This is a genomic window from Yoonia litorea, from assembly GCF_900114675.1.
Classification (GTDB): Bacteria; Pseudomonadota; Alphaproteobacteria; order Rhodobacterales; family Rhodobacteraceae; genus Yoonia; species Yoonia litorea.
On the sequence record NZ_FOZM01000001.1, the window covers coordinates 1 to 17,011 of the forward strand.

At 57.4% G+C, this 17,011-nt stretch carries 27 protein-coding genes; 24 read left to right on the top strand and 3 right to left on the bottom strand.

Annotation, left to right across the window (positions count from 1 at the left end; genetic code table 11):
* The first annotated feature begins 214 nt into the window (after positions 1-214).
* From BM316_RS00005 to BM316_RS00035, 7 genes are all read left to right on the top strand, one after another.
* A complete protein-coding gene (locus BM316_RS00005) occupies positions 215-913 on the top strand; it encodes a glycosyltransferase domain-containing protein (protein ID WP_131802522.1) in 699 nt (232 codons plus the stop codon).
* A 313-nt stretch (positions 914-1,226) separates the two neighbouring features.
* Positions 1,227-1,538, top strand: coding sequence for a 30S ribosomal protein S10 (gene rpsJ / locus BM316_RS00010; protein WP_090202371.1), 312 nt, complete (start codon positions 1,227-1,229; stop codon positions 1,536-1,538).
* Between the two features lie 12 nt (positions 1,539-1,550).
* Positions 1,551-2,387, top strand: coding sequence for a 50S ribosomal protein L3 (gene rplC / locus BM316_RS00015; protein WP_090202374.1), 837 nt, complete (start codon positions 1,551-1,553; stop codon positions 2,385-2,387).
* Positions 2,377-2,997 (top strand): 50S ribosomal protein L4, encoded by a 621-nt coding sequence (gene rplD / locus BM316_RS00020; protein WP_090202377.1) that lies wholly within the window; start codon positions 2,377-2,379, stop codon positions 2,995-2,997. The genes rplC and rplD overlap by 11 nt, the downstream gene beginning before the upstream one ends.
* Positions 2,994-3,290, top strand: coding sequence for a 50S ribosomal protein L23 (locus tag BM316_RS00025; protein WP_090202380.1), 297 nt, complete (start codon positions 2,994-2,996; stop codon positions 3,288-3,290). The genes rplD and BM316_RS00025 overlap by 4 nt, the downstream gene beginning before the upstream one ends.
* A 103-nt stretch (positions 3,291-3,393) precedes the next feature.
* Positions 3,394-4,134 carry a glycosyltransferase family protein gene (locus tag BM316_RS00030; RefSeq protein ID WP_131802523.1) on the top strand — a complete coding sequence of 247 codons (741 nt, stop codon included), beginning with the start codon at positions 3,394-3,396 and terminating at the stop codon, positions 4,132-4,134.
* A 57-nt stretch (positions 4,135-4,191) separates the two neighbouring features.
* A complete protein-coding gene (locus BM316_RS00035) occupies positions 4,192-4,818 on the top strand; it encodes a YdeI/OmpD-associated family protein (protein ID WP_207493574.1) in 627 nt (208 codons plus the stop codon).
* Positions 4,819-4,859: 41 nt separating this feature from the next.
* Here BM316_RS00035 and BM316_RS00040 read toward each other — a convergent pair whose 3' ends face one another.
* The gene (locus BM316_RS00040; protein WP_090202386.1) at positions 4,860-5,945 is read right to left on the bottom strand and encodes a glycosyltransferase family 61 protein; all 1,086 of its coding nucleotides are present in this window, start codon (positions 5,943-5,945) and stop codon (positions 4,860-4,862) included.
* Positions 5,946-6,237: 292 nt separating this feature from the next.
* Between BM316_RS00040 and rplB the strand changes: the two genes are divergently transcribed.
* Genes rplB through rplP form a run of 5 tightly spaced genes read left to right on the top strand, consistent with a single transcriptional unit; the run spans position 6,238 to position 8,874 of the window.
* Positions 6,238-7,080 (top strand): 50S ribosomal protein L2, encoded by an 843-nt coding sequence (gene rplB, locus BM316_RS00045; protein ID WP_090202389.1) that lies wholly within the window; start codon positions 6,238-6,240, stop codon positions 7,078-7,080.
* A 2-nt stretch (positions 7,081-7,082) separates the two neighbouring features.
* Complete coding sequence (rpsS, locus tag BM316_RS00050) at positions 7,083-7,361, top strand: 30S ribosomal protein S19 (RefSeq protein WP_090202392.1); 279 nt, start codon at positions 7,083-7,085, stop codon at positions 7,359-7,361.
* A 3-nt stretch (positions 7,362-7,364) separates the two neighbouring features.
* Positions 7,365-7,745, top strand: coding sequence for a 50S ribosomal protein L22 (gene rplV / locus BM316_RS00055; RefSeq protein WP_090202394.1), 381 nt, complete (start codon positions 7,365-7,367; stop codon positions 7,743-7,745).
* Positions 7,745-8,446 (top strand): 30S ribosomal protein S3, encoded by a 702-nt coding sequence (gene rpsC, locus BM316_RS00060; RefSeq protein WP_090202397.1) that lies wholly within the window; start codon positions 7,745-7,747, stop codon positions 8,444-8,446. Before rplV ends, rpsC begins: the two co-directional genes overlap by 1 nt.
* Positions 8,447-8,460: 14 nt before the next feature.
* Positions 8,461-8,874: a 50S ribosomal protein L16 gene (gene rplP, locus BM316_RS00065; RefSeq protein WP_090202399.1), complete on the top strand. Its 414-nt coding sequence runs from the start codon at positions 8,461-8,463 to the stop codon at positions 8,872-8,874.
* Between the two features lie 406 nt (positions 8,875-9,280).
* Here rplP and BM316_RS00070 read toward each other — a convergent pair whose 3' ends face one another.
* A complete protein-coding gene (locus tag BM316_RS00070; RefSeq protein ID WP_090202402.1) occupies positions 9,281-9,901 on the bottom strand; it encodes a TIGR02466 family protein in 621 nt (206 codons plus the stop codon).
* A gap of 267 nt (positions 9,902-10,168) precedes the next feature.
* On the opposite strand from BM316_RS00070, the gene rpmC reads away from it, so the two are divergent.
* The 11 genes from rpmC to rpmD all read left to right on the top strand — a co-directional run bounded on the left by rpmC (position 10,169) and on the right by rpmD (position 14,489).
* Positions 10,169-10,375 carry a 50S ribosomal protein L29 gene (gene rpmC / locus BM316_RS00075; RefSeq protein ID WP_090207260.1) on the top strand — a complete coding sequence of 69 codons (207 nt, stop codon included), beginning with the start codon at positions 10,169-10,171 and terminating at the stop codon, positions 10,373-10,375.
* Between the two features lie 3 nt (positions 10,376-10,378).
* A complete protein-coding gene (gene rpsQ, locus BM316_RS00080) occupies positions 10,379-10,609 on the top strand; it encodes a 30S ribosomal protein S17 (RefSeq protein ID WP_090202405.1) in 231 nt (76 codons plus the stop codon).
* Between the two features lie 79 nt (positions 10,610-10,688).
* A complete protein-coding gene (gene rplN / locus BM316_RS00085) occupies positions 10,689-11,057 on the top strand; it encodes a 50S ribosomal protein L14 (protein ID WP_019953318.1) in 369 nt (122 codons plus the stop codon).
* A gap of 1 nt (position 11,058) precedes the next feature.
* Entirely contained in the window at positions 11,059-11,364 is a 306-nt protein-coding gene (gene rplX / locus BM316_RS00090; RefSeq protein WP_090202407.1) for a 50S ribosomal protein L24, read from the top strand.
* Positions 11,364-11,927: a 50S ribosomal protein L5 gene (gene rplE, locus BM316_RS00095; RefSeq protein ID WP_090202410.1), complete on the top strand. Its 564-nt coding sequence runs from the start codon at positions 11,364-11,366 to the stop codon at positions 11,925-11,927. The genes rplX and rplE overlap by 1 nt, the downstream gene beginning before the upstream one ends.
* A gap of 20 nt (positions 11,928-11,947) precedes the next feature.
* Positions 11,948-12,253 (top strand): 30S ribosomal protein S14, encoded by a 306-nt coding sequence (gene rpsN / locus BM316_RS00100; protein ID WP_090202412.1) that lies wholly within the window; start codon positions 11,948-11,950, stop codon positions 12,251-12,253.
* A 12-nt stretch (positions 12,254-12,265) separates the two neighbouring features.
* Positions 12,266-12,658 (top strand): 30S ribosomal protein S8, encoded by a 393-nt coding sequence (gene rpsH / locus BM316_RS00105; protein ID WP_090202416.1) that lies wholly within the window; start codon positions 12,266-12,268, stop codon positions 12,656-12,658.
* Between the two features lie 9 nt (positions 12,659-12,667).
* Entirely contained in the window at positions 12,668-13,201 is a 534-nt protein-coding gene (gene rplF, locus BM316_RS00110) for a 50S ribosomal protein L6 (RefSeq protein ID WP_090202419.1), read from the top strand.
* Positions 13,202-13,212: 11 nt separating this feature from the next.
* Positions 13,213-13,578, top strand: coding sequence for a 50S ribosomal protein L18 (gene rplR, locus BM316_RS00115; RefSeq protein WP_090202421.1), 366 nt, complete (start codon positions 13,213-13,215; stop codon positions 13,576-13,578).
* Positions 13,579-13,684: 106 nt separating this feature from the next.
* Positions 13,685-14,287 (top strand): 30S ribosomal protein S5, encoded by a 603-nt coding sequence (gene rpsE / locus BM316_RS00120; RefSeq protein ID WP_090202424.1) that lies wholly within the window; start codon positions 13,685-13,687, stop codon positions 14,285-14,287.
* Between the two features lie 13 nt (positions 14,288-14,300).
* Positions 14,301-14,489: a 50S ribosomal protein L30 gene (rpmD, locus tag BM316_RS00125; protein ID WP_090202427.1), complete on the top strand. Its 189-nt coding sequence runs from the start codon at positions 14,301-14,303 to the stop codon at positions 14,487-14,489.
* 209 nt (positions 14,490-14,698) lie between these two features.
* Here the strand turns inward: rpmD and BM316_RS00130 are convergent, their stop codons facing one another.
* Positions 14,699-15,322 carry a LysE family translocator gene (locus tag BM316_RS00130; protein WP_131802524.1) on the bottom strand — a complete coding sequence of 208 codons (624 nt, stop codon included), beginning with the start codon at positions 15,320-15,322 and terminating at the stop codon, positions 14,699-14,701.
* 583 nt (positions 15,323-15,905) lie between these two features.
* Between BM316_RS00130 and BM316_RS00135 the strand changes: the two genes are divergently transcribed.
* Positions 15,906-16,814 carry a DMT family transporter gene (locus BM316_RS00135; RefSeq protein ID WP_090202433.1) on the top strand — a complete coding sequence of 303 codons (909 nt, stop codon included), beginning with the start codon at positions 15,906-15,908 and terminating at the stop codon, positions 16,812-16,814.
* The last annotated feature ends 197 nt before the right edge of the window (positions 16,815-17,011 follow it).

A 17,011-nucleotide genomic window follows, 5' to 3' on the forward strand; every position in this document is an offset into this window, starting at 1 on the left:
ATCCGCGAAGGCGGCCGCACCGTCGGCGCCGGTGTTGTTTCCAAGATCACCGAGTAAAACGCCGCCCGGGCACAAGCCCGACCGCTGCGAGAATAGAGAAAGGCCGCTCCGAAACGGGGCGGCCTTTTTTTACTTGGCAGGACGGGCGACCTTTCCCTTGCATGGCCACGACCCATCGTGAACAACTCCAACATCGAACCGAGAGGGTGTGACGTTGTCCAACAACAGCTTGCTGGTTTACACGATGGCAATCGGTGCCGTTTACGACCTGCGGCCAGTCGCGCCAGAGGAGGGCGTCGACTTTATCTGCCTCACAGACCGTGATGATATTGACGCCAATGGCTGGACACTGCGGCAGGTCAGCCCAATTCTTCCGGGTGATCCATTTCGCAGTAGCCGCGAATTCAAAACGTGCCCGCATCGCATTTTTGCCGATTACACGGAGTCCCTGTTCATCGACAGCAATGTGCAGCTCAGGGCACCGGCGACGGAACTCTGGGGCCACCTGATGCCGACGCCAGAACATGTGTTCGGCGGGATGCGCCACTCACAGCGCAAATCGCTGAAGCAGGAGTTCCGGAAGGTCCGCCTCGGCAAGTTTGACTATGACCGGATCATCACAGAACAAATGCGCTACACAGAGGAATTCTATCCTGATCTGATGGAACAAAAGCCTTTCTGGGGAGGGATGCTGGCGCGCAGACATATGCACTCCGATTGTATCCGCGCAATGGAAATCTGGTATGCGCACGTGCTGAGGTACTCGCGTCGTGACCAGTTGTCATTACCAGTGGCGCTGGCGCACTTGGACGAGAGCCAGAAATCCTTCTCCGACGCGAGTATACGCGAAACTACCTATCACCGCTGGCCCGTGGAAGAACGGCCCAAGCCGGCGTACCGCAGGGTGAAATAGTCTGTGACCCGCTCGATGCGGATAGCGTGCAAGCAGAGTCCACGCGGTATGTCGCAACCCGGTATCTTGGATGCGATATGGTTTGCATCAGCACAGAAGGCTGACAGCATGTCCGGGGCGCTTTGAACCGACAAATGCCACCGATTTCTTTCGCCAAAACCCCCTTTACAGCCCACCCGACTCCCCCTATACGCCCCACATCCAACGGGTGCGCCTTCGCGCGCCCTATTTCGTTGGACAAAGACGCGATGAGGGTTCTGGATGAGCCATTGCCCTCCTCTCCGATCTCAACCCTGCTCTAAAGGGTGATGACATGGCAGCGAGCCAAAACATCCGTATTCGCCTCAAGGCGTTCGATTACCGGGTGCTTGATGCAAGCACACAGGAAATCGTCAGCACAGCCAAGCGTACAGGCGCTTCCGTGCGTGGGCCGATCCCACTTCCAAACAAAATCGAGAAGTTCACCGTTCTGCGTGGACCTCACATCGACAAGAAATCCCGCGATCAGTTCGAGATCCGCACGCACAAGCGTCTTCTCGACATCATCGACCCAACACCACAGACCGTGGACGCGCTGATGAAGCTCGACCTGGCTGCCGGTGTTGACGTTCAGATTTCCGTATAAGGAGGGTTTCATATGCTCCGTACCGGACTTATCGCAAAGAAAGTCGGGATGACCCGACTGTTCATGGAAGACGGCAAGCAGATCCCTGTGACCGTTCTTTCGCTCGAAAACCTTCAGGTCGTTGCACAGCGGACCGCTGACAAGGACGGCTATGTCGCTGTCCAGTTGGGCGCTGGCAATGCCAAGGCCAAGCGCACATCGAAAGCCATGCGTGGTCACTTTGCAGCAGCAAAGGTCGAACCAAAGCGCAAGGTTGCCGAATTCCGCGTGGCCCCTGAGAACATGATCAACGTGGGCGAAACGCTGACAGCGAACCACTACTTCGAAGGTCAGTTTGTCGACGTCTCAGGCACATCCATCGGTAAAGGTTTTGCCGGTGCGATGAAGCGCCACAACTTTGGTGGTCTGCGCGCGTCACACGGTGTTTCGATCTCTCACCGTTCGCATGGTTCCACCGGTCAGTGTCAGGACCCTGGCAAGGTGTTCAAAGGCAAGAAAATGGCAGGCCACATGGGCGCTGCCAAGGTCACAACGCAGAACCTGCAAGTCGTCAAGACTGACGCAGACCGCGGCGTGATCATGGTCAAGGGCGCTGTCCCTGGTGCCAAAGGTGGCTGGGTCACCATCAAGGATGCGGTCAAAAAGCCGATCCCTGAGAACGTGATCTATCCTGCCGGCCTCAAGTCGCTTGACGAAGAAGCCGCACGTCTGGCTGAAGAAGCCGCCGCACAGGCCGCCGCAGAAGAAGAAGCAGCAGCAAAGGCCGCTGCCGAAGCTGAACAGGCTGCCATCGATGCTGCTGAAGCCGAAGCCGCCGCAGAAGAAGGAGGCGAGAACAATGAAGGCTGATGCAATCAAACTGGACGGCAAAAAAGCCGGTTCCGTCGAACTGAACGACGAAATCTTCGGTCTGGAGCCCCGCAAGGACATCCTGCACCGTGTCGTCAGATGGCAGCGCAACAAGGCAATGGCAGGCACACACGACGTGCTCGGCCGTTCCGAAGTGAGCTATTCCACCAAGAAGATCTATCGCCAGAAGGGCACAGGCGGCGCACGCCATGGTTCCCGTGGTGCACCGATCTTCCGTTCCGGTGGCGTCTACAAGGGCCCAACCCCACGTAGCCATGCCCACGATCTGCCAAAGAAGTTCCGTAAGCTTGGTCTCAAGCACGCTCTGTCCGCAAAAGTGGCGGCTGGAGAGCTGGTGATCGTTGACACTATCGAAATCAAGGACGCCAAGACAGGTGCACTGGCCAAGATGGTCGGCAACCTCGGCTGGAAGCGTGCGCTGGTGATCGACGGTGCCGAAGTGAACGAAAACTTCAAAAAGGCGGCTGCCAACATCACAACCCTGAACGTTCTCCCATCTATGGGTGCCAACGTTTACGACATCCTCAAGTCAGACACACTTGTTCTGACCAAAGCTGGTGTCGAAGCTCTGGAGGCTCGTTTGTCATGAACGCCAAAGCAGAACATTACGATGTGATCCGCAAACCGGTCATCACCGAGAAAGCAACGATGGCCTCTGAGCAGAACGCCGTTGTCTTCGAAGTTGCGATCGACGCGAACAAACCAATGATCAAGGAAGCTGTTGAAAGCCTCTTTGGTGTCAAGGTCAAAGCGGTGAACACCACGATCACAAAAGGCAAGGTCAAGCGTTTCCGCGGCCAGCTTGGCACCCGCAAGGATGTCAAAAAAGCCTACGTGACGCTCGAAGAAGGCAACACCATCGACGTCTCGACCGGTCTGTAAGAGATCAATCGACTGAAATCACGGAAGGCCCCCGCACCACGCGGGGGCCTTTTGCGTTTGCGTGTTGTCTTTCCCGGTCATGCTTGCAACTCTGCGGCCCAGTTTGGCTGACACATCGGGCGACATGGAACAGGAAATCACGTGGCGACGCGGCAAATACCCAAAGCAGGATGCCGCACTTGAAGAAAGATGGGTCACCTACAATCGTGCCAATCCGCGTAGCGAAACCAAAACGGTGCAGCGCGGTCTGAATGATTGCGATATCCACTATATCAATCTGGCCAAGCGCGAAGACCGGCGGCAGCAGATCGAAAAAGAGTTCGCGAAAGCTGGCATATCGCATTACGCCCGCTTTGAGGCGCGCGAAAATGAGCGTGGCTCAATCGGATGTGCACAATCCCATCGTGATCTGATCGCCAGTGTAACCCCGCACCCGGACCGTTTGACGATGGTATGTGAGGACGATTGCGAGTTTCTTGCCTCCCGAGCGGAAATTGACGCCGCCATCAATGCCTTCGCAAATGACGAAAGGCTCAGCGTCCTTTGTCTGGCCTATGCGGCAAAGAATGGCATCGGGATATCGGACCTCCTGGCGATTTCCTCGAACCTTAAGACCACGGCTTGCTACATATTTAAGCCAGCGGTAGCTGACGATCTTCGGGACTGCTTTGACGAAAGCTTCCACCGTCTCTCGCAAGGGGAGCGCGACAAGACAGCCGCGATAGATGTGCGCTGGCGTGACCTTCAGGCTAAGTACTTCTTCGCGCTGCCGATCAAGCGCGCTTTGCGACAGCGGCGGTCCTATTCGGATATCGTCAATCGCAAGGTATTCTATCGCGTATAGTCATCTGACCGGCGGGCGGCCCCAAGGCTTGTCGCGGATACGTGAAGGGACCATGCAATGGCGATGATCACTGAAATTGAGGACTATTTCACCAAAGGCTGTGGTCGGTGTGATCGCTTTGACACCGACGCTTGCTCGGCGCGGATTTGGGCTGAAGGGCAGGCGGCCCTCCGGCGGCTTTGTCTAGATGTCGGTCTGTCCGAACACGTCAAATGGGGCCACCCTTGCTACATGCACGCCGGGCGCAATATCGCGATCATGGGCGCATTCCGCGACAACTTTCGTCTGTCGTTTTTCAACGCAGCTTTGATGAAGGACCCAGAGGGTATTCTGGAAAAGCAGGGCGCCAATACACAAAACCCCGATATGATCCGCTTCGTCACAAATGGTCAGGTGACTGAGCAGGCAGAGATTATCCGCGCCTACCTGCGCGAGGCGATGGACTATGCCGAGACAGGGATCAAGGCACTCAAAGTCGTGCGCGACATCCCGATCCCCGACGAGTTGATCGACGCGCTCGACGCCGACCCGGAATTGGCCGAAGCCTTCGCCGCCCTGACCCCGGGACGGCAAAAGAGCTATGCGTTTAATCTGGGCCAGGCCAAGCAGTCAGCAACGCGGGTGGCACGGATCGCGAAGTTTCGGGAGAAGATACTGGCAGGGAAGGGGGCGATGGAGCGGTGAAGGCGAAGCCTCAAGCCACCACCGCGCGTTTCGAAGATCTCCTATGTGGCCTCATGAGGGACTAAAACTTCGAGATCGCCTCTGGTGTATGATGAGATTTCTGCGGCGACCTCTTCTCCTGAGAGGTTTGCTATTTCCGGAATTGCACTGATCATCTGACCGGCGGCCAAGACTTTAATCGCGCGCTCGAGATCAATCTCTGAGAGAACTTCAGTCTCGATGCGGTCCGAAACCGCATCTTTCCAAATTCGCTTCACTTCATTGACAGAAATCATAGATCTGCCCTGAAGGTGTTCAAACTGGGCGGCGATCAGCGTTGGGGTCTCTGGCAGTCGTCGGACAATCATCGCAACTTTTGCATCTGGTCGCGCAAAGTAAGATGCGAGGTGAAGTGGCGATCCATCCGGTGAGATGATGAAGCGGGCGTTGCTGATGATCTGAACTTGCTTTTCAAAAGTCATCTTTTGCGGATGTACTTCAACATAGCCCGCAGATTTTAGCGCCTGAACCAAACGCCCTTCACCCGTAAAGCGCCCACGACTCGCTCGCAGTTTGCGACGCGAAATGTATATCTTGTCGGGTAGACTGGATTGATCTGCCGGGATCGAAAGCGATTGGACATATTTCCGGAATGCGGCGGACCCTTTCATCCGTAAACCCACCCCACATCCTGCATCAGGCACGATCAGTCTTTCAAATCGTCGTGGCTGTGAGAGGGGAAGATCTTGCAGCCCTTGATAAAAGAAATCCAGTATCGGGCGATGTTTGCGGCGGGAGTTCCATAAGGTGCGGGGCCCGCGCGAAATCAGGACAAAACCGTCCAATTCCGAACGCCTACTGTCTATTGCCCAACTTCGCGCGACAGTCTCGACGAGGACATGGCCAAAATGCCCCTGCATCCATCCGCCATAAAGATAGGTCCCAGTTTGAAATGGAACTTCGTCATTGTGGTCGGGGACGGGCGGCGCAGGCACCGGCTCAAAAGGTGACGTATATTCCCGACTTTCTTCAACGAAGCGGCCATCCGCTTCGAAGACACCGCATGGGCCGCGATAAACCACGGGCGGAACGACCAGCGCATTTTCGACAACGCGAACATTATCAGTCAGGATCGGAAATTGTGACATTCTTTGGCGCTCAGACAAGGTGGTGCGGCCAACTTCTTAAAGACCACTGCGAATAGCAAACTGAAATCTGAAAAGTGGTTCAGAAGCTTAGGCGATGCGATCATTCCGGTGACTACGACTAGATGAAACCTAACCCCTTGCCACCCCTGCCATCCCCCTCTATACCCCGCGCATTCCCGCAGCCTCGGATTCGTCCGGGGCTCGCGTGTTTTATCGTCGGGGACCTTCGGGGCCCTTTACCACATAGCCCCGGATCAGGTCCGGGGCGCCTAAGCAAACGGAAGAAGCTAACATGGCACTCAAGTCGTACAAACCGACGACGCCGGGCCAGCGTGGGCTGGTGCTGATCGACCGTTCGGAGCTTTGGAAAGGACGTCCAGTCAAAGCCCTCACTGAGGGTTTGACCAAGTCGGGCGGCCGGAACAACACCGGACGGATCACCATGCGTCGCATTGGTGGGGGCGCAAAGCGTCTTTACCGCATCGTCGATTTCAAGCGCAACAAAATGGACATGTCCGCCGTTGTCGCCCGCATCGAATATGACCCGAACCGGACCGCTTTCATCGCACTGATCCAGTACGAAGACGGCACACAGAATTACATCCTTGCCCCACAGCGTCTGGCTGTTGGTGACAAGGTGATTGCCTCCGCCAAGGCTGACATCAAGCCTGGCAACGCCATGCCATTCAGCGGCATGCCAATCGGGACAATCGTTCACAACATCGAACTCAAGCCAGGCAAAGGCGGTCAGATCGCCCGCGCAGCCGGCACATACGCCCAGTTTGTCGGTCGCGACGGTGGCTACGCACAGGTGCGTTTGTCATCCGGTGAGCTCCGTCTGGTCCGTCAGGAATGCATGGCCACCGTTGGTGCCGTGTCCAACCCTGACAACTCCAACCAGAACATCGGTAAAGCCGGCCGCAACCGCCATAAGGGTATCCGCCCATCTGTCCGCGGTGTTGCCATGAACCCGATCGACCACCCGCACGGTGGTGGTGAGGGCCGCACATCCGGTGGTCGTACGCCTGTGACCCCATGGGGCAAGGACACCAAGGGTAAGCGTACCCGCAACAAGAACAAAGCATCGCAGCGCCTTATCGTGCGTTCGCGTCACGCTAAGAAGAAAGGCCGTTAATCATGGCTCGTTCCGTCTGGAAAGGCCCATTCGTCGACGCTTACGTCCTCAAGAAGGCCGAAGCTGTCCGCGAAAGCGGCCGCAACGAAGTGATCAAGATCTGGTCGCGTCGTTCCACCATCCTGCCTCAGTTCGTTGGTCTGACGTTTGGCGTCTACAACGGCAAGAAGCATATCCCTGTCAACGTCACAGAAGACATGATCGGTCAGAAGTTCGGTGAATACTCGCCAACCCGCACCTATTACGGTCACGCTGCTGACAAAAAAGCGAAGCGGAAGTAAGCCATGAGCAAGGATAAGAATCCCCGCCGCGTGGCCGACAACGAAGCAATGGCAAAACTGCGCATGCTCCGTACGTCCCCGCAAAAGCTGAACCTCGTTGCTGGTATGATCCGCGGCAAGAAAGTCGAACAGGCTCTGAACGACCTGACTTTCTCCAAAAAGCGCGTTTCACAGGACGTGAAGAAATGCCTTCAGTCCGCCATCGCCAACGCTGAAAATAACCACAACCTTGACGTCGATGAACTCGTCGTTGCCGAGGCTTATGTTGGTAAGAACCTGACGATGAAGCGCGGTCGCCCACGGGCACGCGGTCGTTTCGGGAAGATCATCAAGCCATTCGCCGAAATCACCATCAAGGTGCGTCAAGTTGAGGAGCAAGCATAATGGGTAACAAAGTAAACCCCGTCGGAATGCGCCTCCAGGTCAACCGCACCTGGGATAGCCGTTGGTATGCAGATACCAAGGACTATGGTGATCTTCTGCTAGAAGACCTGAAGATCAAGGACTTCATCAAGAAGGAATGCGCACAGGCCGGCATCAGCCGCGTGATCATCGAACGTCCGCACAAAAAGTGCCGCGTGACGATCCACGCAGCCCGTCCCGGTGTGATCATCGGCAAAAAGGGTGCTGACATCGAAGGTCTGCGCAAGAAGCTGTCGAACCTGACAGATTCCGAGCTGCACCTGAACATCGTCGAAGTCCGCAAGCCGGAACTGGACGCACAGCTGGTCGCTGAATCCATCGGTCAGCAGCTTGAGCGTCGTGTGTCCTTCCGCCGCGCAATGAAGCGTGGCGTGCAGAACGCAATGCGCATGGGCGCCCTGGGCATCCGCGTGAACCTCGCCGGTCGTCTGGGCGGTGCTGAAATCGCGCGTACCGAATGGTACCGTGAGGGCCGCGTGCCGCTGCACACCCTGCGCGCCGACATCGACTATGCGCATTATGAGGCAATGACGCCTTACGGTATCATCGGCATCAAGGTGTTCATCTACAAAGGTGACATCATGGAGCATGATCCGTCTGCGCACGACCGCAAACATGCCGAGCTGCAAGAGGGCGCTGTCCCTCGCGGCCCGCGCCGCTAAGGAGGGCATAGGATATGCTGCAACCAAAGCGTACAAAATTCCGCAAGATGCACAAAGGCCGCATCCGTGGGGAAGCCAAAGGCGGGTCTGACCTGAACTTTGGCTCCTACGGTCTGAAAGCCCTTGAGCCAGAGCGGATCACCGCACGTCAGATCGAAGCTGCACGTCGCGCCATGACACGTCACATGAAGCGTCAGGGCCGTGTGTGGATCCGTATCTTCCCGGACCTGCCTGTGACTTCGAAACCTATCGAAGTGCGTATGGGTAAAGGTAAGGGCTCGGTCGACTTCTGGGCTTGCAAGGTCAAGCCAGGCCGCGTGATGTTCGAAATTGACGGAGTCAACGAAGACATCGCCCGCGAAGCCCTGCGTCTGGCCGCGATGAAGCTGCCGATCAAGACACGGACCGTGGTTCGCGAGGATTGGTGATCTAGCGTTTCACGCTGATTGCGAGAGAAAAGAAACCCCCGTCGAGAAATCGGCGGGGGTTTTGTTTTTCTATCGATCCAACGCCCCGCCCGGCATCGCCGGGCAGCGCCCGGACCTCCCCCATGGGGAGGGCGCTTTTGCGGTGGTGCGATTGGAACTGGTTTCTCAAGTGATGTGAGGTCGCGCGTCATTCGGGCGTTTGCGCGCCCACCCCGAGGTCCGGGCGCTGCCCTTGTTTTGTGCGAGACATGTCGGGCTGAAACCCGACCTACGTAACGCGAGACCCGTAGGTCGGGGTTCACCGCGACAATGGCTCTGACCGTGACCTAACCAGACTGGGCTCCGCCCGTGATGACCTCAAACGCTCCCCCGGAGCGTTTGCCGGACCAAAGGTCCGGTCCGGTCATCACTCCCACCGATAGTTAAAACTCACCGACACCCGATCATCTTCCGACATATTCATCGGCACCTCGTGGCGCAGCCAGCTTTCCCAGAGCAGGACGTCGCCCACCTCGGGCTTTACATAGTAGAACGCCTTCAACTCATCCCGCGCGTCCTTTTTCCGCACAGGTGCGGCCATCATCATCGGCAGGCGCGGGTCTTCGAGTTTCAGCGCACTCGCCCCGTCCGGCATCGCGACATAGGTCGTGCCGCTGATCACCGAGTGGGGGTGGATGTGGCTGGTGTGGATGCCGCCTTCGGGCAGGATGTTGATCCAGATATCCTCAAGCACCAGCTTGCGGTCTGCCAGATCAAACGCCAGATCCTCGGCAAAGGCGGCCACATGAGCATCCAGTGCTGTCACGATGTCGGCAAAGATCGGAAACCGCCACGGCAGATCGGTGAGCGAGGCATAGGAGGTATAGCCCGGATAGCCCTGCGTCTCGCACCATTCTTGCCCCGCCTCGTCATCATCGGCGATGGAGAAGCAAGACGCCAGCAGTTCGTCGGCATCCACGGGGCTGCCGTGGTCCGAGAGCTTGGCATGATAAAGGCGGGTCGCGAAGAGGGATTTGATTTGTAACATAAGGGTGTCTTACCGCCCCCGACGCCGCCCGTATAGAGGCGAGGGCAGCCCGCGACCCTGGGTGGGGGTGAAGCCCCCTCCCGTGGGGAGGGTCGGGGACTGCTCGGCGGTGCCGCGGGGCGGGTCCGCACGCCCCAATTTTCTTTGGCCCAAAGGGGTTGCCACACCATCCAAACCCCCCTATACGGCCCACTTCTACACCCACTCCACCGGGAATCGGGTGACGTTTCGTACGGCCTGCCGGTGATGTTGACAAAGGAAAATGGCATGAACGCCAATGAACTGCGGGACAAGACGCCCGATCAGCTCCGTGAGGAACTGGCAAATCTGAAAAAAGAATCTTTCAACCTGCGTTTCCAGCAGGCCACCGGCCAGCTTGAAAATACAGCCGCGATGCGCAACGCGCGCCGCAATGCTGCAAAGGTAAAGACAATTCTGAACGAAAAGGCCGCAGCGGCCGCCAAGGAGGCTTAATCAATGCCTAAGCGTATCCTGCAAGGGGTTGTGACAAGCAACCAGAACGAACAGACCGTGACAGTATCTGTCGAGCGTCGTTTCAAGCACCCGCTGCTGCAAAAGACCGTCCGTAAGTCGAAGAAATATCGTGCTCACGACGAAAACAACGCTTTCAACGTCGGTGACACCGTCCGCATTCAGGAATGTGCGCCAAAGTCGAAAACGAAACGCTGGGAAGTGATCGCCTCCTAAGGGCGCGCACTTCCTTTAATCGAAACCCTGGGCCCCCGGACAGAAATCGGGAATTGCCCAAAGGTCGGAAGGAAACCAAATGATCCAGATGCAGACCAATCTGGATGTTGCTGACAACAGCGGCGCACGCCGTGTTCAGTGCATCAAGGTTCTGGGTGGTTCCCACCGTCGTTACGCGAGTGTCGGTGACATTATCGTCGTATCGGTGAAGGAAGCCATTCCACGCGGTCGCGTGAAAAAGGGCGACGTCCGCAAGGCTGTTGTCGTACGCACCGCCAAAGAAGTGTTCCGCGAAGATGGCACAGCCATCCGCTTTGACAGCAACGCTGCTGTCATCCTCAACAACAACAACGAGCCAATCGGCACCCGTATCTTCGGGCCAGTTGTTCGCGAGCTGCGCGCAAAGAACTTCATGAAGATTATCTCGCTCGCTCCGGAGGTGCTGTAATATGGCTGCGAAACTCCGCAAGGGTGATGACGTGGTCGTCCTCGCCGGTAAGGACAAAGGCAAGAAGGGCACGATCTCTTCTGTCGATCCAAAGTCTGGCAAGGCAATCGTCGATGGAATCAACATGGCCATCCGTCACCAGAAGCAAACACAGGCAACCCAGGGTGGTCGTACACCTCAGGCGATGCCGATCGAGCTGTCGAACCTGGCAATCGTTGACAAGAACGGCAAAGCAACCCGCGTCGGCTTCCGCATGGATGGCGACAAGAAGGTCCGCTTCGCCAAGACAACAGGGGATGCGATCTGATGCTTGACGCTGCAAACTACACCCCCCGCCTCAAGGACGCCTATGCGAAGACCATTCGCGGCGCCCTGAAAGAAGAGTTCGGCTACAAGAACGAAATGCAGATCCCGAAGCTTGAGAAAATCGTTCTCAACATCGGCTGCGGTGCAGAAGCTGTCCGTGACAGCAAGAAAGCAAAGACCGCTCAGGAAGATCTGTCAACGATCGCTGGTCAGAAAGCCATGATCACACGCGCGAAAAAGTCCATCGCTGGCTTCCGCGTCCGTGAAGGCATGCCACTGGGTGCGAAAGTGACCCTGCGTGGCGACCGGATGTACGAATTCCTCGACCGTCTGATCACTGTAGCGATGCCACGTATCCGCGACTTCCGCGGTGTCTCCGGCAAATCCTTCGATGGCCGCGGCAACTATGCCACCGGCATCAAAGAGCATCTGGTGTTCCCTGAGATCAACTTCGACAAGATCGATGAGAACTGGGGCATGGACATCGTCATCTGCACAACAGCGAACACTGACGCTGAAGCAAAGGCACTGTTGAAAGCCTTCAACATGCCGTTCAACAGCTAAGCGCCAGGGAGAAATTAGATATGGCTAAGAAATCCATGATCGCACGCGAAGTGAAGCGTGAAAAGCTGGTCAAGCAGTATGCCGAAAAGCGTGCCGCTCTGAAGGCAATCATCAACGACAAAGAGGTTCCGGTTGAGGAGCGTTTCAAGGCAACTCTTGAACTCGCAAAACTGCCACGGAACTCGTCGCCGACACGTTTGCACAACCGTTGCCAGCTCACCGGGCGTCCACACGCCTACTATCGTAAACTCAAGATCAGCCGTATCGCGCTGCGGGACCTCGGTTCCAATGGCGAGATCCCCGGCATGGTCAAGTCGAGCTGGTAAGGAGAACGCGCTATGAACGATCCTATCGGTGATATGCTGACACGCATCCGCAACGGCCAAATGCGCGGCAAAAGCACGGTGGAAACACCTGCGTCCAAGCTGCGTGGTTGGGTTCTCGATGTGCTTTCCGACGAAGGCTACATCCGCGGATACGAAAAGAAGGACGGCAAAGACGGCCATCCTGCTTTCGAAATCAGCCTGAAGTACTACGAGGGCACTCCTGTCATTCGCGAAGTTAAGCGGGTCTCCAAGCCCGGTCGTCGCGTTTACATGGGCGCCAATGACCTCCCATCCGTCCGTCAGGGCCTGGGTGTGTCGATTGTCTCCACCCCCAAGGGTGTGATGTCGGATGCAGCCGCACGTTCCGCCAATGTTGGTGGTGAAGTGCTCTGCACTGTATTCTAAGGGGAAATCATGTCTCGTATTGGTAAAAAACCGGTCGAACTGCCCGCAGGCGTCTCTGCCAGCGTGTCAGGTCAGACAATCGAAGTGAAAGGCCCCAAGGGGACCCGTAGCTTCAAGGCCACCGACGATGTGACCATCACTGTGGACGGCAGCACCGTCACTGTTGAGCCACGCGGCAAGTCCAAGCGTGCGCGCCAGCAGTGGGGCATGAGCCGCACCATGGTCGCCAACCTCGCCACAGGCGTGTCCGAAGGCTTCAAGAAAGAGCTTGAGCTGTCGGGTGTTGGTTACCGTGCACAGATGCAGGGCAACACTCTGAAGCTGTCGCTGGGTTACTCCCACGATGTGAACTTCGAAGTGCCAGAAGGCATCACAGTCACAGCGCCAAAGCCAACCGATGTCATCGTCGAGGGTATCGACGAACAGCAGGTTGGTCAGGTTGCGGCGAATATTCGCGCTTGGCGGAAGCCGGAGCCCTACAAGGGCAAAGGCATCAAGTACAAGGGTGAGTATATCTTCCGCAAAGAAGGCAAGAAGAAGTAAGGAACGCAAAAATGGCAAACAGCAAGAGACAACTGTTTCTGAAGCGCCGTATGCGCGTCCGGAACAAGCTTCGCGGTGTCACAGCCAACCAAGGCCGTGCCCGTCTTTCGGTTCACCGTTCGAACAAGAACATCAGCGTCCAGCTGATCGACGATGTCAACGGCGTCACACTGGCGTCGGCATCCTCGCTCGAAAAGGATCTGGGTGTTGTTGGCAAGAACAACGTCGAAGCCGCTGCCAAGGTGGGCGCTGCAATCGCAGAGCGTGCCAAGAAGGCAGGCGTCGAAGTGGCATACTTCGACCGTGGCGGCTTCCTGTTTCACGGCAAGATCAAGGCTTTGGCCGATGCTGCCCGTGAAGGTGGTCTGAAAATCTAAACGTAAGCGTAAGCCGGGGTCCGCCCCGGCTTCGATGATCCGGGGTCTGCTGGGCCACTGGGATCGGACAAACGGGCAACCGCCCACAATATAAAGGATGCCATCGATGGCAGAACGTGAAAACCGCGGCCGTGGCCGCAATCGTGAAGAGCAAGCACCCGAGTTTGCCGACCGTCTGGTCGCCATCAACCGGGTATCCAAGACAACAAAGGGCGGTAAGAACTTCGGTTTCGCAGCGCTCGTCGTTGTGGGTGACCAGAAGGGTCGCGTTGGTTTCGGCAAGGGTAAAGCAAAAGAAGTGCCCGAGGCGATCCGCAAGGCCACTGAACAAGCCAAGCGCCAGATGATCCGCGTGCCACTGCGCGACGGCCGCACCCTGCACCACGACATCGAAGGCCGCCACGGTGCTGGCCGCGTTGTGATGCGCACCGCACCAGTTGGTACCGGGATCATCGCCGGTGGTCCAATGCGTGCCGTCTTCGAAATGCTGGGCGTACAGGACGTCGTGTCCAAGTCCATCGGCTCGCAGAACCCGTACAACATGATCCGTGCAACCATCGACGGCCTCAAGAAAGAGCAGAGCCCGCGCAACGTCGCCCAGCGTCGTGGCAAGAAGGTCGCCGACATCCTGCCAAAGCGTGATGTCATCGACGAGCAGTCCGATGTTGCCCATAACGCCCCTGTCGCTGAAGCGACAGCAGACGCGTAAGGAGACCTGAGACATGGCAAAAACAATCGTCGTCAAGCAGATCGGCTCTCCGATCCGTCGCCCTGAAAAGCAGCGTGCAACGCTGATCGGTCTGGGCCTGAACAAAATGAACCGCACCCGTGAGCTGGAAGACACCCCGTCCGTGCGCGGCATGGTCAACGCCATCCCCCACCTCGTCGAGATCATCGAAGAGAAGGGGTGAGCCGCGTCTTGGAAAAGGTCCAGTGGACCTTTTCAGCGGCGAACGGGCGGAGCCCCGGTGTCCTGATGGACTGAGGGGCATGGGCCCGGAGCTATAAAATAAAGAAACGCCTCGCAGGAAACCGCGGGGCGTTTTGCTTTGGGATGGTTTTGCTGCGTTGTGGCGAACGGCGGGTCTGAGCCCAGACCTTCCAAATAGAGTTGCATCCATTAGGTGGTGCGGTTCGCCAGAAGATAGTAGGCAGCACCTCCAAAAAAGGCTGCAAAGGCCGCTTCGAGCCATCTGCGTGCACGCAAGTAGGCTTGTGTCATTGGACGGCTCGAAAAAAGCAATGCGTAAGCAGTCACGAGAACAAAGTTGATCGCTACACAGGTTCCGACGACCCACGCAATCGACCCGTGGTGAGCGCCCGGCTGCAAGCCAATTGCAAAGATAGATCCCCAGAAGATCACAGCCTTTGGATTGGTCAAATGGATCAAAGCACCCTTCGTCCAAGCGACAAGATGGGAAGCTGTGCCGATATCTTTTGTTTCCAAGTGTTTGGCACGTACTGCAGAGCGCGCGGCTTTATAACCGAGCCAGGCGAAGTAGGCTGCTCCGGCATACCGTATGATTTCGACAAGCCACTGGTTCGCAGCGAGGATCGCGCCGAAACCCAAGGCGGCAAAGATGGCCCAGACCATTGATCCGCCCGTAACGCCCCAGGCAAGTGCAAGGCCCATGGTCCGACCGCGCGCCATTGATGTGCCTGCAATAGCGAGAGTTGCGGGTCCGGGCGTTAATCCTCCCAGCAGGGAAGCGCCGATGATAATCCAGAAATTCACGAATTCCACAAGCGACGTCCTTTGATTGCTCAGCTTGTAGCAAGTCTATCCGACTGGCCAACGGCAGCAAAGTCCGCACTGCCGACCTTCGCTGTCAAAAAATGCTGCGCGATGGTCGAATGGCCGCTTTCGTGAAGCTGCGCCGCAGCGCTCAGCCCCGAAGCGATGGTCGGCTTAGGGCCGGTAGCGGATCTTCATCACGTTCGCAGCGAAAGACTACTCTGAGCCCAAGTTTCATGATGCTGCGCGATGGACGAACGGCGGCGTCCGGCGTCTCCATGTCTCTGGAAGCTCCTATGCAACTGTTCTGAAACCTGACGACGACCCCAATGCAACGGTCAAGCCGGTCTCTCTTCGGCGTCTTCCATGGACGCAGCTGGTGGTATGCACAGGCTGAGCTGGGACCCGCAGGTTCCAAGGGCGACCTCTTGCGTCTCGGAGGCCGGCGCGGGTCGGGTCTAAGGGGTGTTCCCAAAAGCAAAATCGACTCTTGGCGTTTGCCATAAGCCCTATTTTTTCAATTCTGTCAACCTGTTATCGACAGCTCGAAGTGAGTCGCTCGGTGCGGCGCACCCTTGCTGCCGGAGGCCGAATGACAACCGCTACCAACTCCTCCCCCTCGTTCCTCCGGGCAGTCCTTGTCATCATCCTCGCGCTCGTCCTCTACGACGTCATGAGCGCGATCGTGAAGCATCTTGGATCGCGCTACTCCACACAGGAGCTGACGGTCTTCCGAAACCTCTTCGGCCTCGTCCCTGCCCTCGCTATTCTCGTTACGTCGCGTGGCTGGGCCGATGCGAGACGGCCGGTCGTCTTCCGACAATGGCCCCTCGCAATTGCTCGGGGATGCCTCGGCGTGTTCGCGCAGATGAGCCTCTACCTTTCTTTGCGTTACATGGATCTTGCAACTGCATCGACCCTGGTGTTCGCAGGACCACTCTTCATCGCAGCTCTCTCCGTGCCGATCCTCGGGCAACGGATTGGGCTCTGGCGGTGGTTAGCGGTCGCAATAGGCTTCCTCGGAGTGATCCTGATTCTTCGCCCCGATGGTTCCGACTTCGGCTGGTATTCGGTGCTTCCGATCCTCGCCGCCATGGGCTTCGCCAGCACAAGCGTCACAGCCAAGCTCTTTGACACAGCCGTGCCGACCGCGCTCATCAATCTCTACTACACGAGCACCGCCCTCATCGGCGCGACGATCATCGTGGTGGCAACGGTCGGCTTTTCAGGGGTCACAGCGCTCACGGATTGGCTATGGTTGGCTGGCATGGGGGTTGTCGGCGGGCTGGCTGCCTACGGCATGACGACGGCCAACCGCATGGCGGATCCTTCCAGCCTGTCGCCGTTTCACTACTTCGGCATCCCGTCCTCCTTCGTGCTGGGCTGGCTCTTCTTTGCGGAGGCCCCTTTCGATGACCTTATCCCCGCTGTGTTCCTCATCGTCGGGGGCGGGTTGCTCATCATCTGGCGCGAGAGAGTCCATGCGGATCGGACGACGTAAGTGGCGCTGAATGCGGTTGATGTGGAACGTTCTGCACGTACAGCAGACCGGAGCGGACATTTGCCCAGGTGCAGTGAAAGCTCACTTCGTCCCTCAAAAAAGACCTACAGTCAGCCGCTTGGAGAAGCGCAAATACTTCCCCGCCCGGCATCGCCGGGCAGCGCCTGCGACGGGGCTCCGCCCGTTTGAACCTGAAA

Coding starts and splice junctions, on each gene's coding strand:
- BM316_RS00135 (WP_090202433.1), top strand. CDS start 15,906: ATGACAACCGCTACCAACTCCTCCCCCTCGTTCCTCCGGGCAGTCCTT.
- rplX (WP_090202407.1), top strand. CDS start 11,059: ATGGCTGCGAAACTCCGCAAGGGTGATGACGTGGTCGTCCTCGCCGGT.
- rplB (WP_090202389.1), top strand. CDS start 6,238: ATGGCACTCAAGTCGTACAAACCGACGACGCCGGGCCAGCGTGGGCTG.
- BM316_RS00040 (WP_090202386.1), bottom strand. CDS start 5,945: ATGTCACAATTTCCGATCCTGACTGATAATGTTCGCGTTGTCGAAAAT.
- rplD (WP_090202377.1), top strand. CDS start 2,377: ATGAAGGCTGATGCAATCAAACTGGACGGCAAAAAAGCCGGTTCCGTC.
- rplN (WP_019953318.1), top strand. CDS start 10,689: ATGATCCAGATGCAGACCAATCTGGATGTTGCTGACAACAGCGGCGCA.
- rpsN (WP_090202412.1), top strand. CDS start 11,948: ATGGCTAAGAAATCCATGATCGCACGCGAAGTGAAGCGTGAAAAGCTG.
- rplV (WP_090202394.1), top strand. CDS start 7,365: ATGAGCAAGGATAAGAATCCCCGCCGCGTGGCCGACAACGAAGCAATG.
- rplR (WP_090202421.1), top strand. CDS start 13,213: ATGGCAAACAGCAAGAGACAACTGTTTCTGAAGCGCCGTATGCGCGTC.
- rplC (WP_090202374.1), top strand. CDS start 1,551: ATGCTCCGTACCGGACTTATCGCAAAGAAAGTCGGGATGACCCGACTG.
- rplF (WP_090202419.1), top strand. CDS start 12,668: ATGTCTCGTATTGGTAAAAAACCGGTCGAACTGCCCGCAGGCGTCTCT.
- rplE (WP_090202410.1), top strand. CDS start 11,364: ATGCTTGACGCTGCAAACTACACCCCCCGCCTCAAGGACGCCTATGCG.
- rpsJ (WP_090202371.1), top strand. CDS start 1,227: ATGGCAGCGAGCCAAAACATCCGTATTCGCCTCAAGGCGTTCGATTAC.
- BM316_RS00025 (WP_090202380.1), top strand. CDS start 2,994: ATGAACGCCAAAGCAGAACATTACGATGTGATCCGCAAACCGGTCATC.
- rpsE (WP_090202424.1), top strand. CDS start 13,685: ATGGCAGAACGTGAAAACCGCGGCCGTGGCCGCAATCGTGAAGAGCAA.
- rpmD (WP_090202427.1), top strand. CDS start 14,301: ATGGCAAAAACAATCGTCGTCAAGCAGATCGGCTCTCCGATCCGTCGC.
- rpsH (WP_090202416.1), top strand. CDS start 12,266: ATGAACGATCCTATCGGTGATATGCTGACACGCATCCGCAACGGCCAA.
- rpsQ (WP_090202405.1), top strand. CDS start 10,379: ATGCCTAAGCGTATCCTGCAAGGGGTTGTGACAAGCAACCAGAACGAA.
- rpsS (WP_090202392.1), top strand. CDS start 7,083: ATGGCTCGTTCCGTCTGGAAAGGCCCATTCGTCGACGCTTACGTCCTC.
- rplP (WP_090202399.1), top strand. CDS start 8,461: ATGCTGCAACCAAAGCGTACAAAATTCCGCAAGATGCACAAAGGCCGC.
- BM316_RS00070 (WP_090202402.1), bottom strand. CDS start 9,901: ATGTTACAAATCAAATCCCTCTTCGCGACCCGCCTTTATCATGCCAAG.
- BM316_RS00035 (WP_207493574.1), top strand. CDS start 4,192: ATGGCGATGATCACTGAAATTGAGGACTATTTCACCAAAGGCTGTGGT.
- rpsC (WP_090202397.1), top strand. CDS start 7,745: ATGGGTAACAAAGTAAACCCCGTCGGAATGCGCCTCCAGGTCAACCGC.
- rpmC (WP_090207260.1), top strand. CDS start 10,169: ATGAACGCCAATGAACTGCGGGACAAGACGCCCGATCAGCTCCGTGAG.